Raw genomic sequence first — 14455 nt, 5'->3', positions numbered from 1 at the left:
GCGGCACGGTCGTCACCAGCCTCGCCCCGCACCGCGTCGAGTCGCCCACCCTGCTAGTCCATTCGGGTGACGCCCGCATCCCCGTCATTGCACGGAAGTCGGCTCCCGTGAGGCGCATACCAGGGGCGTTCACTCCATGGCGGGAGCAGTCTGATGCCATGGAAAACAAGCCCCATGTGGTCGTAGAGCCACCGGATGGAAACGGCTTGCGGAAAATCGTGATCGACGGCAAGCCCGCGGGCAGGGTGTGGAGCCACCACGAACTGCGGAAGACCCTGCAACACGCCGGCGTGGCACCCGACGCCGGCATCGAATGGCGCGGCGGAAACTGCATGGTGTGGCCGGCCCACAGCTGGGGACGGCGCATCACCGGCATCGTCATGGGCCTCGGCTTCCTGGCGACCGCGGCCATGTGCACCTGGATCGGCATGAAGGACTCCCTCGACGCCCTCACCTTCGCCGGCCGGGTGACCGGATTCCTCTTCCTGTTCATGGCCTCAGTGGAATTGATCGCCGCCGCGACCTGTTTCGACTACTGGCGCAATCACAAGAAGCAGTACTCGGGCCCGGTGCTCCTCCTCGGAGCACTGATCGAACTCTTCGTCGGTTCGGTGCTGCTCCTGATGTACGCGGCCAACAGGGACAAGCCGACGATCACGCTGTGCCTGGCGCTCTGGGTGGGCATCGTGGCCTGCGCCTCGTGGTCGCTGTGGGTGCTCTGCCGTCGCCGGGTGTGGAAGGTGCTCCGCTATCCGGGGCGCATCGCGGTCGGGGCGATCGTCTCCACCCTCCTCGTCATCACCAACTTGACGTACACACAGATCTACCTACCGTCCATGTCGCGTCCTCTGCTGCAGGGTTCGGCCGAAATCGGAGCGCCGAGCCTGAACAGGGCCGGGACGAAGATGTATCTGCGGGTCCGGCTGCATCTCAAGAACTCCGGCGAGGTTCCGGTCCACATTCTCGGCAGCATCTACTGGATCCAGGTCAAGCTCGCGAGCGACCCGAAAGACAAGTACAAGCTGCTGAAACCCGGCCAGCTGGTCCAGCCGCCGGGGCGGGAGTTGAGTGCGCAGGAGGAGATTTCGGAGGATGTGGTCGTCGAGATCAAGAACCCCGGAGGCGAGGAATACGAGGCAGTCACCGCCCAGGTCGAGGCTTACGCCTTCAGGCAGGACCGGATGACGATGGACGCCTCCTTCGAGAAGTCCGGGAAGTGGCGCGGAAAACTCAAGAAGGAAGGAAACGACGACGACCCTCCAGGGCCACTGCCGGCCAGCAAGGATTACAAGAGATACCAGGCCGGAATCTCCCAGAGCAGTGAGCTCCTGAATTTGACCCGGGGTCGGGAGCGCGTGACGGTCTGGTGGATGTACCGTCCCGAGCCGGTCGTCTACGTGGATGTGGCGAGTCCGGATGACAGGAAGGCCTTTGACCTGGACAACCCCAGCGAGCGCAGGCGTGCCGCCGATCGATACGGCCTGGCGTTCGTGCGCGGCTCGATGGTGCAGATGCCCTACTCGGAACTCCTGAGGGAGGCCCAGACCCACCGTCCCCGGTGACCTGGGTCGTCTCTTTCGGATCTTGTCGGCCGAGCCCGCGGCGTCCGGTGCCGTGGATGGCAAGGCGGAGGTGCGCCCGTGTACTGGGCGTACTCGGGCGCTCCGACAACGCGGCCAGGCGCGGTGCCGGGCGTCGCGGGCCCGGCAAGATCCGAAAGAGACGGCCTAGGTCCGCAGCCCGATGCGGGGACCGGCAGTGACTGGGAGGGTGGGCGGTATGACGGACTTCAAGGGTTTCAGCGAGGCCGAACTGGCATATCTGCGTTCGCAGCATCTGGGCCGCCTGGCCACCGTGGACGCGGCCGGGCAGCCGCAGGCGAACCCGGTGGGCTTCTTCCCGCAGGAGGACGGGACGATCCTGGTGGGCGGCATGGCGATGGGCACGACGAAGAAGTGGCGCAACCTGCACGGGAACCCCCGGCTGTCCCTGGTCGCGGACGACCTGGTGAGCATCCGGCCGTGGCGGGTGCGTGGCATCGAGATCCGGGGCCGCGCCACGCTGGAGACGGGCCCGCACGAACTGGGCCCCCATTTCAGCCCGGAGGTGATCCGGATCCACCCCGAACGCGTCCACGCGTGGGGGCTCTGACCTTCCCGGGAGCGCGCCGCGCGTCGCCGTACGGCGTCCGGTGCTGACGCTCTGTTTAGGAGCACGGAGCGACAGTGGAGGCCGGAGAATGTGACGCCTTCAGGGGGAGTACCGGTGCCTATCCGGATCAGGGGCCGCGCCATCGCCGACGCCGTGGGACACGCCGTTTCCGCGGCCTCGCACGCCATGGCGCCGCAGCGGCGGTCCGTGACCCGCTTACGTCTCGCCTGCCTCTACGGCGGGGTGTTCATGGCGGCCGGGACAACGCTGCTGGCCGTCGTGCACCTGCTGGCGGTGCAGGCCGTGAGCAGGGCCAACGATCCGGTCCTCGAACTGCGTTCGGAGTCCGCGATCGTCCTGGCCCCCGCGGACTGCCCGGGGCCACCGGACAGCGGGCCGGCCCCCTGCCCGGCCCCCTCGCGGCAGCAGCCCCAGGACACGCTGTTGGCGTCCACCGCGCTGGTCCTGGCCGCTCTCGTCCCCCTTTCGGCCGCCGCGGGCTACGTGACGGCCGGGTACGCCCTCTCGCCGCTCCGGCGGATCACCCACACGGCACGACGCGCCTCCGGCGAGTCCCCCTGAGGCGCCGTTTCCTTCGATGCCTTGCCGTTCGGCGGTGATTACGTGGTCTGCGGCGATCTTGGTCCGATCGTCGAAGGGTTCTTGACCGACAGCGAACCGGGGTTCGTCGCCCGGGCGGACCTGGAGAACGTGTCCTTCCCCGTCTGGGTCAGCAGCGTCGGAGTCTCACCCTGACCCGCCTCGGGCCCCGGCCGCTGGGCATGCCGGCACCGCGGCCCACGTCGAGCGAGCCATCCGCATTGCCCTCCTCGAAGTTGACCGCCCGGGCGGGGGCGGGGTCCCGGGCTGCGGGACCCCGGCCCCGGGTGGGGCTCAGACGCGGCCGCCGCGCTTCGCGGCGTGGTTGGCGCGGCCTTCCGCCGACTTCAGGCGCCAGTCGCGGCGGATTTCCGACCGCAGGCGGGCGTCCGTCTTGGCGACGATCCGCTGGTTCTCCCGAAGGAGCTTGCGGTAGCTCTCCAGGCGGCGGTCCGGGAGCTCGCCGGAGTCCAGTGCGGCCAGCACCGCGCACCCCGGCTCCGCCTCGTGCGCGCAGTCGTGGAAGCGGCAGTGTTCCGCGTACTCCTCGATCTCCGAGAAGACCTGGCCGACCCCGGTCTCCGCGTCCCAGAGCCCGACGCCGCGCAGGCCGGGGGTGTCGATCAGGACGCCGCCGCCCGGCAGGGCGAGCAGGTTGCGCGTGGTGGTCGTGTGCCGGCCCTTGCCGTCGACCTCGCGGGCCGCCTGCACCTCCATGACCTCGGCGCCGAGCAGCGCGTTGGCCAGGGTGGACTTGCCGGCGCCCGAGATGCCGAGCAGCACGCTGGTGCCGTCGCCGACGATCGCGGCCAGCACGTCCGTACCCTCCCCCGTGACGGAGGAGACGGTCAGTACCTGGACGCCCGGGGCCGTGGCCTCCACGTCCTGGACGAGGTGCCCGAGCGTCGCCGCGTCCGGGACCAGGTCCGCCTTGGTGAGGACGACCAGCGGCTGCGCCCCCGATTCCCAGGCCAGGGCCAGGAAGCGCTCGATGCGCCCGAGGTCCAGTTCGACGGCGAGGGAGACGGCGATGATGGCGTGGTCGACGTTGGCGGCGAGGATCTGCCCCTCGGACCGCTGCGAGGAGGTGGACCGTACGAAGGCGGTCCGGCGCGGCAGGTACGCCTTCACGTAGCGCGGATTGCCGGCCGCCTCGACGGCGGCCCAGTCCCCGGTGCAGATGACCCGGAGCGGGTCGTGCGGGGTGACGAAGGCGGTGTCGGCACGGACGATGCCGTCCGCGGTCATGACGTCGCACTGGCCGCGGTCGACGCGTACGACGCGGCCGGGCAGCAGGCCCTGCTCGGCGTACGGGGCGAACTCGGCCTCCCAAGCGGCGTCCCAGCCGAGGGGGGCGAGGGCGTGCGAGAGAGAAGCGTGCGGGAAGGTGGACGGGAGAGCGGAGAAAGACAAGGGGAACCCTTCACAGGGTGGCCCCGGCCGCGGGCGCTCGCTCGGTGGCGGCGCGCGAAGAGGTGTGTGGTCAGCCGGAGGCCACAGAAGTGACATTGATGGTCTTCTGAGTGCGGGCAGCAGCGCCCTGCGCGATGACAGTCATCAACGAACTCACCTCCGGGTCCATGCACATGCTGATCGTTTCCCACCGGTCGGCGGGAACCGGTCCACCGTAACAAGGCCGCTCCCGCCGGGGCCACTTCTTTTTCGGGCGGCCTTTCCGCGCGGCGGGGCTACGACTCGTCGGGCGCCGCCCAGGGCCCGTCCGGGTACGCCGCCCGGGCGCGGCCGGAGCCCGTCTCGATGTCCAGCCTGCGGGGCGAGGTGGCGTCGCGCAGGCCGTCCGGCACCTCGCAGCGGCCGGATGCTGCTTCGCAGCGGACCTTGAAGCGGGTGGCCTCGGGCACGGTGAGGGCTAGGCGGCCGGAGCCGACGCGGGCCGTCACCTCGTCGGGCGGGGTGACGAAGGCGGCGACGGCCCGGCCCGAGCCGACCCGGATCTCGGCTCGGTCCGCGGTGAGTCCGGTGGCGTGCAGGCGGCCCGAGCCGACCTCGGCGCGCAGGGCGCCGCGCAGCCCGGCGATCTCGATGCTGCCGGAGTCGGCCTCCGTGTCGACGGTGCCGCCCAGTCCGCTGAGCGCGATCCGGCCGGAACGGGTCGTCACCTTCACGGGGATGTCCACGGGTACCGTCACCGCCAGCCGGACCGAGCAGCCGGTCCCGGCGCCCGGCCAGAAGCCGTCGCCGGGGCAGTGCGGGGTCAGCCGCAGGGTGTCGCCGAGCCGGCTCTCATCGATGGTGGGTGCCTTGAGGGACCAGCCGACCGTGGCCCGGTAGCCGACCTCGTGGTCCGCGCGGGGGGTGACGGTGATGTCCGCGTCGCCTCCCACGATCTCCAGCGCGGTCACCGGGCGGCCGTCGCTGCCGCCGTACAGGGTGGCGCTCCGGGCGCCCCCGCTCCCCCAGAACCAGACCTGCGAGGTGACCGGTACCGCCACGAGGAGCGCGCTGAGCGCGGCTGCGGTGATCCAGGCCAGGCGCTGCCCGCCGCGCGGCGGCCCTGGGGCCGCGGGCCGGGTCACGGCGTGCCGTCCAGGAAGCGCAGGACCGCGAGGACCCGGCGGTGGTCGCCGTCGGCCGGTGGCAGGTCGAGCTTGGCGAAGATGCTGTTGATGTGTTTGGCCACCGCGCTCTCGCTCACGACGAGTTCGGCCGCGATCGCGGCGTTGGAGCGGCCCTCGGCCATGAGGGCCAGCACCTCGCGCTCGCGCGGGGTGAGCCGGCCCAGCGGGTCGGGGCCGCCGCCGCGGCGCAGCAGGAGCTGGGCGACGACCTGTGGGTCGAGTGCGGTGCCGCCCGAGGCGACGCGGCGCACGGCGTCGACGAACTCCTCGACGTCGGCGACCCGTTGCTTGAGCAGGTAGCCGATGCCGGCGCCGGTCTGAGTGGCCAGCAGGTCGGCGGCGTAGCGTTCCTCCACGTACTGCGAGAGCAGCAGCACGGCCGTGCCGGGGCTCTCCTGGCGGATCATCAGGGCCGCCCGGACGCCCTCGTCGGTGAAGCCGGGCGGCATCCGCACGTCCACGAGGGCCAGTTCGGGGCGGTGTTGCGCGACGGCGGCGAGCAGACCCTCGGCGTCGCCGGTCTCGGCGACCACCTCGAATCCGGCCATTTCGAGGACTTTGACGAGTCCTATGCGCAGCAGGACGGAGTCCTCGGCGATCACAGCGCGCACGGCAGCTCCACGGTGATGACGGTCGGGCCCCCGAGGGGGCTTTCGATCTTGATGGTTCCGTCGACGGACCCTACGCGTTTGCGCAGCCCCACCAGACCGGTGCCGCGGGCGGGGTCGGCGCCGCCGATCCCGTCGTCGGTGACGGTGATCCGCAGCAGGTCCGCGCCGTGGGCGGCTCCGTCGGACGCCGGACCGCGTACGAGGCGCACCCGGCAGCGTTGCGCCCGGGCGTGCTTGGCCACGTTGGCCAGGGCCTCGGAGACCACGAAGTAGGCGACGGCCTCCACGGTGGCGCCGGGCCGCCGCCCGATGTCCACGGTCAGCTCGACGGGGAACGGGGCCCGGGCGGCGACCCCGGAGAGCGCCGCGTCGAGCCCGCGGTCCTCCAACACGGCCGGATGCAGGCCCCGTACCAGGTTGTTCAGCTCCTCGATGGCCTCCTTCGCCTCCCGGTGCGCCTCGTCGATGACGGCCTTCGCCTCGGCGGGCAGGTCGGTGAGGGTGGCGCGGGCGATGCCGAGGTTCATGGCCAGGGCGACCAGCCGCTGCTGGGCCCCGTCGTGCAGGTCCCGTTCGATCCGGCGGCGTTCGAGGTCGGCGGCGTCGAGCACCCCGGCCCGGCTCTCCGCGAGGTCCTCGACCCGCCGCTCCAGTTCGCGGGCCCGGTTCGGGCCGAGGAGGGAGGCCGCGGCGACGGCGTCCAGCCGGGCGAAGAGGGCGGCGAGCCAGGGCGCTGCGAGCAGCAGCAGGACGCCGCCGACGGTGATGGTGTCGTAGTCGTTGCTCCAGGCGGGGGTCCGTGTCTCGGCGGGCAGGATCCCGACCCAGCCGTAGACGCAGGCGCCGACGACGCCGAAGGTCCAGGCGAGCACCACCAGCGCCCCGGCGACGGCGGCGAGCGGGCTGACCAGCAGGTGGTAGCCGTACTGCCGCCAGGTGGCCTCGGAGCGCAGCCGCCGTACCAGTCCGAGCGGGGTGAACCGGCCGCCCTCCCGTTCGGCTCTGGGCACGTCGAGGCCGAGCAGGGCCCGGAACCGGCTGCGTTGGAGCCGGGTGAGGAACGGGCCGAGCAGCAGGATCAGCAGCGGCGGGATCGTGCCGGGCCCGGGCGCCATGAGGGTGCAGGTGAGGCCGAGGAGCACGGGCAGGGCGGCCGGTATCGCGGCCGCGGTGAAGGCCGTGTTGCGCCAGGCCCATGCCGACCACGGCGCGTGCGCCGTGATCCAGGTGTACGTACGCCTCGGCGCGCCCCCGCGAATTGCCATGCCCCGTACGGTAATCGCACTGGTCAGGGGCATGCCATCACGCGGGCACCCGTACGGGGGTGTACCTGGTGCCACCCCCGATCCGGATCATGGGGCTACTGATTCCGCGGGCCCGGCCGACGAGGCTGGTGGTGTGCCCGGGGACGGACCGCCGGGCCGGAAGGAGACCCCGCCATGGCCCTCGTCGCCCCGCAGGCCCGCGCCTGGCGCACCCCCCGCGCTCCCCGCACCCCCCGCGCCCTCCGCGTCCTCCGCACTCCTCGCGTCCTCCGCATCGCCCGCACGCCCCGAGCCCCCCGGACGGCCACCGTGCTCACCGGCGCCGGCCTGGTGTTACTGCCCTGGGTCGTGGTGCTGGCGAAGACGATGCCCCGGACCACCGAGGTCTCCAACTGGTCCACGGCGTGGATCGGCCTGGACCTGATGCTGGCCGCCGGGCTGACCGGGACCGGGGCGCTGCTGCGCAGGCGCGATCCCCGGGCGTCGCCGGTCGCGGCGGCGACGGCCGCGCTGCTGGTGATGGACGCCTGGTTCGACGTCACGACCTCGGGCGGGACCGGCGGTCAGGGGACGGCGCTGCTGCTCGCGGCGGGCGCGGAGCTGCCGTTGGCGGTCGCCTGCGCGGTGGTGGCGGTGCGCCGGCCGCGCTGACACCGGCCCGCCGCGCGACGCGGCGGGCCGGTGTCCGATTCCTTCAAGACCGCCGCCCCGTGCCCGCCTAGCCTGCTGCCATGACTCCTCGACTCGACCTCATCGGCATGGTGGTCTCCGACATGGCCGCCTCGCTCGCCTTCTACCGCCGCCTCGGACTGGACGTCCCGGCCGAGGCCGACGGCCTGCCGCACGTGGAGGCCGTCCTGCCCGGGGGCCTGCGGATCGCGTGGGACACCGAGGACACCATCCGCTCCTTCGACCCGTCGTGGACGCCGCCCACCGGCGACAGCCGCCGGGACCTGGCCTTCCTGTGCGACTCCCCCGCCGAGGTGGACGCGCTCTACGCCGAACTGACCGCCGCCGGGTACACCGGCCACCTGAAGCCCTGGGACGCCTTCTGGGGCCAGCGCTACGCCGTCGTCCTGGACCCGGACGGGGGCGGGGTCTCGCTCTTCGCCCCGGCGGCCCCGGCGGCCCCGGCGGTGTAGGCCCGCAGGGTCGTCCCGGCCAGCGCCCGCACGTCACGGGCGAGGTGCGCCTGGTCGGCGTACCCGGCGGCGCAGGCGACCTCGGCGTACGGCAGGCCCGCGCGGGCCAGGGCCAGGGCCCGGCGCAGCCGCAGGATGCGGCCGAGCGTCCGGGGGCCGTACCCGAAGGCGTCGAGCGAGCGCCGGTGCAGCTGCCGCTCTCCGAGACCGACGGCGCGGGCGATCGCGGCGACCGCCTCCCCCGCGCGGAGCCGGGCCACTACCTCGGCGGTCCGCGGGTCGGGCGCCCGGGCGTCGGCGGCCCGGGCCAGGGCCAGCGCTTCGAGTCCCGCGCGCGCGTCCCCGTACCCCTCGACGTACCCCTCGACCAGGGCCGACGCCCGCCGGACCGTGCGGGCGGGCCACAGGTCGGCCAGCTCGACGCGCCGGTCCCGCAGTGCGTGCGCCGGTACGCCGATCAGCGCGGGCGCGGTGCCCGGCGCGAGCCGGATCCCGGCGAAGGCGCCGCCGGGGACCTCCCCGGCCGGATGCGGCCCGGTGTCGGGTCCGGCCACCAGCAGCCGCCCGTCGGCCCACAGCAGGTCCATGCAGCCGTCCGGCAGCACCACCGAGCCGCCGCCCGCGGTGGCGCGCCACAGCACGGCCCCGGGGACGGCCGCGGACGCGGCTTCCTCGTACACGGCTCCAGGTTAAGGAACGGGCGTCTCTTTCGGATCAGGACCGGCGCGCCTCGCCGGGGCGGGAGGGCGCCGGTGGAGGATCGGTGGGCGGCGGATGCGGCCGATGCGGGCCGCATCCGCCCGTGTCCGACGCATCCCCCTCCCCGCCCCGTGAAGAGGTCCGGACGTGAACCTGCCCGACGACGACCCGCCGCAGCGTCCCGGGGCGGTGGCCGGCGGCCGCTACGGCGAGGCGGTGTTCCGGCCCGAGCTGGCGGGCGAGGACGAGCGCATCGACCTCGGCGCGCTCGCCTACGACGACTTCACGCTGGCCCGGCTGCGCGCGCTGGGTGCCGGGCCGGGCTGGCGCTGCCTGGACGTGGGCGCGGGGACGGGTACGGTCGCCCGGCTGCTCCTGGAGCGGGCCGGGGTCTCGGAGGTCCTGGCCGTCGACCGGGACACGGCCTTCCTGCGGGCCCACCCGGTGCCCGGGCTCACCGCGCGGGAGGCGGACATCACCGCCCTGGACTTCAGCCCGGGACGGTTCCAGCTGGTGCACGCCCGGTTCGTACTGATGCACCTGCGGAACTGGCCGCGGATGATCGGCAAGCTCGCCTCCCTGGTCGCCCCGGGCGGTGTGCTGGTCCTCGGCGACGCGGTCGACCTGACCACGCCCGCCGCGCCGACGACCGCGTACGGCCGGGTGATGCGGGCGATGTGGCAGGGGCTCGGGGACAGCCTCGGCACGGACGTCTCCTGGGTACCGCAGTACCCCGGGCACCTGCGGGAGGCCGGTCTGCAGTCCGTGGGGGCCGAGATCCTCGTCCCCCCGCTGCTGCCCGGCAGCCCCATCAGCCGGTTCTGGGCCGGTACGTGGGAGCGTGCGCGGGGGCCGATGACGGCCACCGGGCTGGTCGACGACGCGGAGATCGACGCGGCGATCCGCTACCTGGACTCGCCGGACTGCGCCGCGCTCTCGCCCGGCCTGCTCACCGCCTGGGGCGTGAAGGGCCCGGCGTAGCGTTTCCGCGCCGCCTGCCGGGCCCTCAGTGCTTGCGCAGCCGGGAGTGGTAGTCCTCGGGCGGCAGGAACTTCGACCACCGTTCCGGGAACTCCGACGGCATCCCGTCGTCCTCGTCGTCCTCCGACTCGCCCTCCGCCATCGCCCGCCAGGCGGCGGCCCGCGCGATCAGCTGGGCGGCCTCCGCCTCCCGGGCCCGCTCGTTCGCCTCGCGCGCCGCCGCCGTGGCCACGGAGGGCCAGACGCGGTCGATCGCCGCGTTGACGGCGGCTCCGACCAGTACCGCGAAGGCCGAGATGCCGATCCACAGGAGGACGGCCACGGGCGCGGCCAGTGATCCGTAGATCGTCGGCCCCTCCACCGTGTTGGTGAGGTAGATCCGCAGCAGGAACGAGCCCAGCACCCACATCGCGAGCGCCACCAGCGCCCCGGGCACGTCCTCGATCCACGGCGAGCGCACCGGCACGGACACGTGGTAGAGCGTGGTGAGGAAGGCGATGGACAGCAGGGTCACGGTCGGCCAGTACAGGACCGCGATCACTTCCGTGCCCCAGGGCACCAGCCGTACCACCGCGTCCGGCCCCACCACCATCAGCGGCAGCACGATCGCGCCGATCAGCAGGGCGATGACGTAGAGCAGGAAGGCCAGCAGCCGGGTCTTGACGATGCCGCGCTGGCCGTCGAGCCCGTACATCACGGTGATGGTGTCGATGAAGACGTTGACGGCCCGGGATCCCGACCACAGGGCGAAGGCGAAGCCGAGCGAGATCAGGTCGGGCCGGCCGCTGCGGGTGACGTCGTCCAGCAGCGGTCTGGCGATGTCGTTGACGCCCCGGTCGGACAGGACCGTGCCGACCGCCGCGAGGATGTTCTCCTCGATGCTTTCCACCGTACGGGTGTCGGTCCAGCCGTCCACGTAGCCGAGCAGGCCCAGCAGGCCCAGGAAGAGCGGGGGCAGCGAGAGCAGCGTGAAGAACGCCGCCTCGGCCGCGAGCCCGAGGATCCGGTACTCGATGCACGAGTTGACGGTGTCCTTCAGCAGCAGCCAGCCCATCTTCCGCATCGAGACGTTGCGGTAGAGGGCGCGGGCCCGGTGGAGCCGTCCTGGGATCCGCTCGGGTGTTTCTTTTGCTGGCTGCACGTCCTTACGGTATCCGCATGGCAGCCACCACCCACACAGTCAGCAACCAGGCCCCGCCCCTGGTGGGGTACGACGTCTACGGCGGCGATCGGGTCCTCACCGAGGGCGTCGAGCGTCACCTCGCGGCCGCGGATCCCGAACTCCTCGGCGAGGCAAGGCAGGAGCTCACCGACCTCGGGCGGGCGGCCGGTTCCGCGCAGGCCCAGGAATGGGGTGTGCAGTCGAACGAGAATCCGCCCAAGCTGAGGACGCACGACCGGTACGGGAACCGGATCGACGAGGTCGATTTCCACCCGTCCTGGCACCGGCTGCTCGGGCACGCCGTGACCTCCGGGCTCACCGACGCCTGGGGTCGTCCGGCCGGGCATCTGCGCCGGGCCGCCGGGTTCTTCATCTGGTCGCAGGCCGAGGCGGGGCACGGCTGCCCGATCTCGATGACGCACGCCGCGGTGCCCGCGCTGCGCACGGATCCGGAGCTCGCCGCCGAATGGGAGCCGCGGCTGACCTCGCACGTGTACGAGCAGGGGCTGCGGCCGGCCGCCGAGAAGGGCGGCGTGCTCTTCGGCATGGGGATGACGGAGAAGCAGGGCGGCAGCGACGTACGGGCGAACACGACGGCCGCGGTGCCGCTGGACGCGTCCGGCGAGTACCTGCTGACCGGGCACAAGTGGTTCTGCTCGGCGCCGATGTGCGACGGCTTCCTGGTGCTGGCGCAGGCACCGGGCGGGCTGACGTGCTTCCTGGTGCCGCGGGTGCTGCCGGACGGTACGCGCAACGTCTTCGCGATCCAGCGGCTGAAGGACAAGCTGGGCAACAAGTCGAACGCGTCGAGCGAGGTCGAGTTCGACGGGACCTGGGCGCGGCGGGTCGGTGAGGAGGGCCGCGGGGTGCGGACCATCATCGAGATGGTCGCGGCGACCCGGCTGGACTGTGTCATCGGCTCGGCCTCGCTGATGCGGCAGGCCCTGACGCAGGCCGTGCACCACGCGGAGCACCGCTCTGCTTTCGGAGCACCGCTCATCGACCAGCCGCTGATGCGCAACGTGCTCGCCGACCTCGCCCTGGAGTCGGAGGCCGCCACCACCTTGACCCTGCGCCTGGCGGCCGCCAACGACGCCGGCACCGAGCAGGAGAAGGCCTTCCTGCGCCTCGCCGTGCCCGCCGCCAAGTACTGGGTGACCAAGCGCTGTACGCCGATGGTGGCGGAGGCCCTGGAGTGTCTGGGGGGCAACGGCTACGTAGAGGAGTCGGGACTGCCCAGACTGCTGCGCGAATCCCCGCTGAACTCCATCTGGGAGGGCTCGGGCAACGTACAGGCGCTGGACGTACTGCGCGCCCTCCAGCGCGAGCCGCAGGCGCTGAACGCCTTCCTCCAGGAGGTCGGCCTGGCCCGGGGCGCCGACCACCGGCTGGATTCGGCCATCAAGGACCTGCTGACGGATCTCGCCGATCTGGAGGGCATCGAGGCGCGGGCCCGCCGCGTGGTCGAGCGCATGGCGCTGGTGCTCCAGGGATCGCTGCTGGTGCGGTGGGCCCCGCCGGAGGTCGCGGACGCGTTCTGCGCGTCGCGGCTGGGCGGGGACTGGGGCGCGGCCTTCGGCACGCTGCCGCACAGCCTGGATCTGCGCACGGTGGTGGAACGGGCACGGATCACGGCCTAGGAGAGAGCCCCCGTCGGGCTCCACGGCGGTCCCCAAACCGCTCCCGGCCGGGATCCGGGCCCATCACCGGTACAGGGGTGGCGCCGCGCCGACTCGGCACCACCCCTGATCCGAAGCCCCGAGGAGGAGCCGGCACGCCGCTCTGCGGCGTCCGGACAGTTTCGGTCGGCCGACCGGGACTTGGCGAGAGTTGCATACCGTTGCAACCTTTGAGTCGGCAGCCGTCCGTCGGGGTGCCCGGGGGAAGCGGCACGCGCGGACCGCCCGGGCGGCTTGCGTCGTACGTCCTGTTCGCTCGGGGAGGTTCCGGTGGCCGACACCACAGGCAGCACGGTCGATGTGGCACGCATCTCGGCCATGGACGCGCGGGCCGCGGCACGTCTGCTCAAGGGCGTGCGGGCGGCGGCGCTGGCCGGGGACCGGCCGCCGGCGGCGCCCCGGCCGGAGATCGCGGAGTCCTGGCGCCGGATGCTGGCCGGCGGGGTGCACCCGGACCGGGACGCGCGCTCGCGGATGCTGTCGGCCGCCGAGACCGAGGAGCGGCGGCACGTGTCGCCGCTGCGGGAGATCCTGCCGGTGCTGCGCGAGGGGCTGCTGCCCGCCCTGGACGAGTCCTTGCACATCATGGTCGTCGCCGACGCGGACGGGCGGCTGCTGTGGCGGGAGGGCCACTCCTCCATCCTGCGCAAGGCGGACCGGCTCGGCTTCTCGGTCGGGGCGGACTGGGACGAGGCCGTCGTCGGCACGAACGGGGTGGGTACCGCCCTGGTGGCCCGGCGCCCGGTGCAGGTGTTCTCGGCCGAGCACTTCGTCTCCAGCCACCACGACTGGACCTGCGCCGGGGCGCCCGTACGGGACCCGCGCGACGGGCGGCTGCTGGGCGTGGTCGACGTCAGCGGTCCGCTGGCGACCATGCACCCGGCGACGCTGGCGTGGGTGAGCTCGGTGGCCCGGCTCGCGGAGCGGGAGCTGCGGCTGCGGCACCTGGAGTCGCTGGAGCGGCTGCGGACGGTGGCGGCCCCGCTGCTGGCCCGGCTGCCGGGCCGGGCGCTGGCCGTGGACCCGAACGGCTGGACGGCGGCGGTGACGGGCCTGGCCCCGCAGGAGCGGATCCCGCTGCCGAAGGCCTTCGGGCCGGGCAGGGTCCGGGTGCCGCGGCTCGGGGAGTGCGTGGTGGAGCCGCTGCCCGGCGGCTGGCTGCTGCGGGTCGCCCAGGACCGTCACAGCACGGCGGTGACCCGGATCGTCGTGGACCTCAGCCGGGCGGGATGCTGGTCGGTGACGGTGTACGGACCCTCCGGGAGCTGGTCGCAGGAGCTGAGCCCGCGCCACGCGGAGTTGCTGTTCCTGCTGGCGGAGGGGACACGGGGGCGCTCGGCGGCGGAGCTGGCCGGGGAGCTGTTCGGTGATCCGACGCGCACGGTGACGGTCCGCGCGGAGCTCTCCCGCGTACGCCGCCACCTCGCGGGCGTCCTCGCCCACCGGCCGTACCGGTTCGCGGAGGACGTGGAGGTGGAGCTGATCCGCCCCGAGGACCCGGCCGCCCTGCTCCCGCACTCGACCGCGCCTTCCGTGGTCCGGGCCCGCCTGGGCCGGACGGGGCCCGGCATGATTCCCTGAACTGC

Annotated in this window: 14 protein-coding genes; 8 read left to right on the top strand and 6 right to left on the bottom strand. The window is 73.1% G+C overall.

The window, feature by feature from the left end; all coding sequences use genetic code 11:
- Positions 1-158 precede the first annotated feature (158 nt).
- From ACXNSR_RS30075 to ACXNSR_RS30065, 3 genes are all read left to right on the top strand, one after another.
- Positions 159-1562 (top strand): hypothetical protein, encoded by a 1404-nt coding sequence (locus tag ACXNSR_RS30075; protein WP_458638489.1) that lies wholly within the window; start codon positions 159-161, stop codon positions 1560-1562.
- 217 nt (positions 1563-1779) lie between these two features.
- Positions 1780-2151: a PPOX class F420-dependent oxidoreductase gene (locus ACXNSR_RS30070; RefSeq protein WP_458638488.1), complete on the top strand. Its 372-nt coding sequence runs from the start codon at positions 1780-1782 to the stop codon at positions 2149-2151.
- 207 nt (positions 2152-2358) lie between these two features.
- Positions 2359-2733 carry a hypothetical protein gene (locus ACXNSR_RS30065; RefSeq protein ID WP_458638487.1) on the top strand — a complete coding sequence of 125 codons (375 nt, stop codon included), beginning with the start codon at positions 2359-2361 and terminating at the stop codon, positions 2731-2733.
- Positions 2734-3045: 312 nt separating this feature from the next.
- Here ACXNSR_RS30065 and rsgA read toward each other — a convergent pair whose 3' ends face one another.
- The 4 genes from rsgA to ACXNSR_RS30045 all read right to left on the bottom strand — a co-directional run bounded on the left by rsgA (position 3046) and on the right by ACXNSR_RS30045 (position 7206).
- Positions 3046-4164: a ribosome small subunit-dependent GTPase A gene (gene rsgA / locus ACXNSR_RS30060; RefSeq protein ID WP_458638486.1), complete on the bottom strand. Its 1119-nt coding sequence runs from the start codon at positions 4162-4164 to the stop codon at positions 3046-3048.
- Between the two features lie 275 nt (positions 4165-4439).
- Positions 4440-5288, bottom strand: coding sequence for a DUF4097 family beta strand repeat-containing protein (locus tag ACXNSR_RS30055; RefSeq protein WP_458638485.1), 849 nt, complete (start codon positions 5286-5288; stop codon positions 4440-4442).
- Positions 5285-5941: a response regulator transcription factor gene (locus tag ACXNSR_RS30050; RefSeq protein ID WP_458638484.1), complete on the bottom strand. Its 657-nt coding sequence runs from the start codon at positions 5939-5941 to the stop codon at positions 5285-5287. The genes ACXNSR_RS30055 and ACXNSR_RS30050 overlap by 4 nt, the downstream gene beginning before the upstream one ends.
- On the bottom strand, positions 5929-7206 hold the full coding sequence (locus tag ACXNSR_RS30045) for a sensor histidine kinase (protein WP_458638483.1): 1278 nt from the start codon (positions 7204-7206) through the stop codon (positions 5929-5931). Before ACXNSR_RS30045 ends, ACXNSR_RS30050 begins: the two co-directional genes overlap by 13 nt.
- Positions 7207-7380: 174 nt before the next feature.
- Between ACXNSR_RS30045 and ACXNSR_RS30040 the strand changes: the two genes are divergently transcribed.
- A complete protein-coding gene (locus tag ACXNSR_RS30040) occupies positions 7381-7857 on the top strand; it encodes a hypothetical protein (RefSeq protein WP_458638482.1) in 477 nt (158 codons plus the stop codon).
- An 80-nt stretch (positions 7858-7937) separates the two neighbouring features.
- Positions 7938-8348, top strand: a complete 411-nt coding sequence (locus ACXNSR_RS30035; protein ID WP_458638481.1) for a VOC family protein — start codon at positions 7938-7940, stop codon at positions 8346-8348.
- On the opposite strand, the gene ACXNSR_RS30030 is transcribed toward ACXNSR_RS30035, so the two are convergent.
- Positions 8270-9028 carry a helix-turn-helix domain-containing protein gene (locus ACXNSR_RS30030; protein WP_458638480.1) on the bottom strand — a complete coding sequence of 253 codons (759 nt, stop codon included), beginning with the start codon at positions 9026-9028 and terminating at the stop codon, positions 8270-8272. The two genes, ACXNSR_RS30035 and ACXNSR_RS30030, sit on opposite strands and share 79 nt — an antisense overlap.
- 166 nt (positions 9029-9194) lie before the next feature.
- Between ACXNSR_RS30030 and ACXNSR_RS30025 the strand changes: the two genes are divergently transcribed.
- Entirely contained in the window at positions 9195-10028 is an 834-nt protein-coding gene (locus ACXNSR_RS30025) for a class I SAM-dependent methyltransferase (RefSeq protein WP_458638479.1), read from the top strand.
- Positions 10029-10053: 25 nt separating this feature from the next.
- Here ACXNSR_RS30025 and ACXNSR_RS30020 read toward each other — a convergent pair whose 3' ends face one another.
- Positions 10054-11169 carry a YihY/virulence factor BrkB family protein gene (locus tag ACXNSR_RS30020; RefSeq protein ID WP_150260118.1) on the bottom strand — a complete coding sequence of 372 codons (1116 nt, stop codon included), beginning with the start codon at positions 11167-11169 and terminating at the stop codon, positions 10054-10056.
- A 17-nt stretch (positions 11170-11186) separates the two neighbouring features.
- Here ACXNSR_RS30020 and ACXNSR_RS30015 point away from each other — a divergent pair, with 17 nt between their 5' ends.
- Complete coding sequence (locus ACXNSR_RS30015) at positions 11187-12830, top strand: acyl-CoA dehydrogenase family protein (protein ID WP_458638478.1); 1644 nt, start codon at positions 11187-11189, stop codon at positions 12828-12830.
- Positions 12831-13187: 357 nt separating this feature from the next.
- Positions 13188-14450: a GAF domain-containing protein gene (locus ACXNSR_RS30010; protein WP_458643435.1), complete on the top strand. Its 1263-nt coding sequence runs from the start codon at positions 13188-13190 to the stop codon at positions 14448-14450.
- Positions 14451-14455: the final 5 nt, after the last annotated feature.

The organism is Streptomyces sp. NC-S4, from assembly GCF_054353315.1.
Note: the sequence above shows the minus strand (reverse complement) of the source record. Positions and strands in the feature narration are given on the sequence as shown.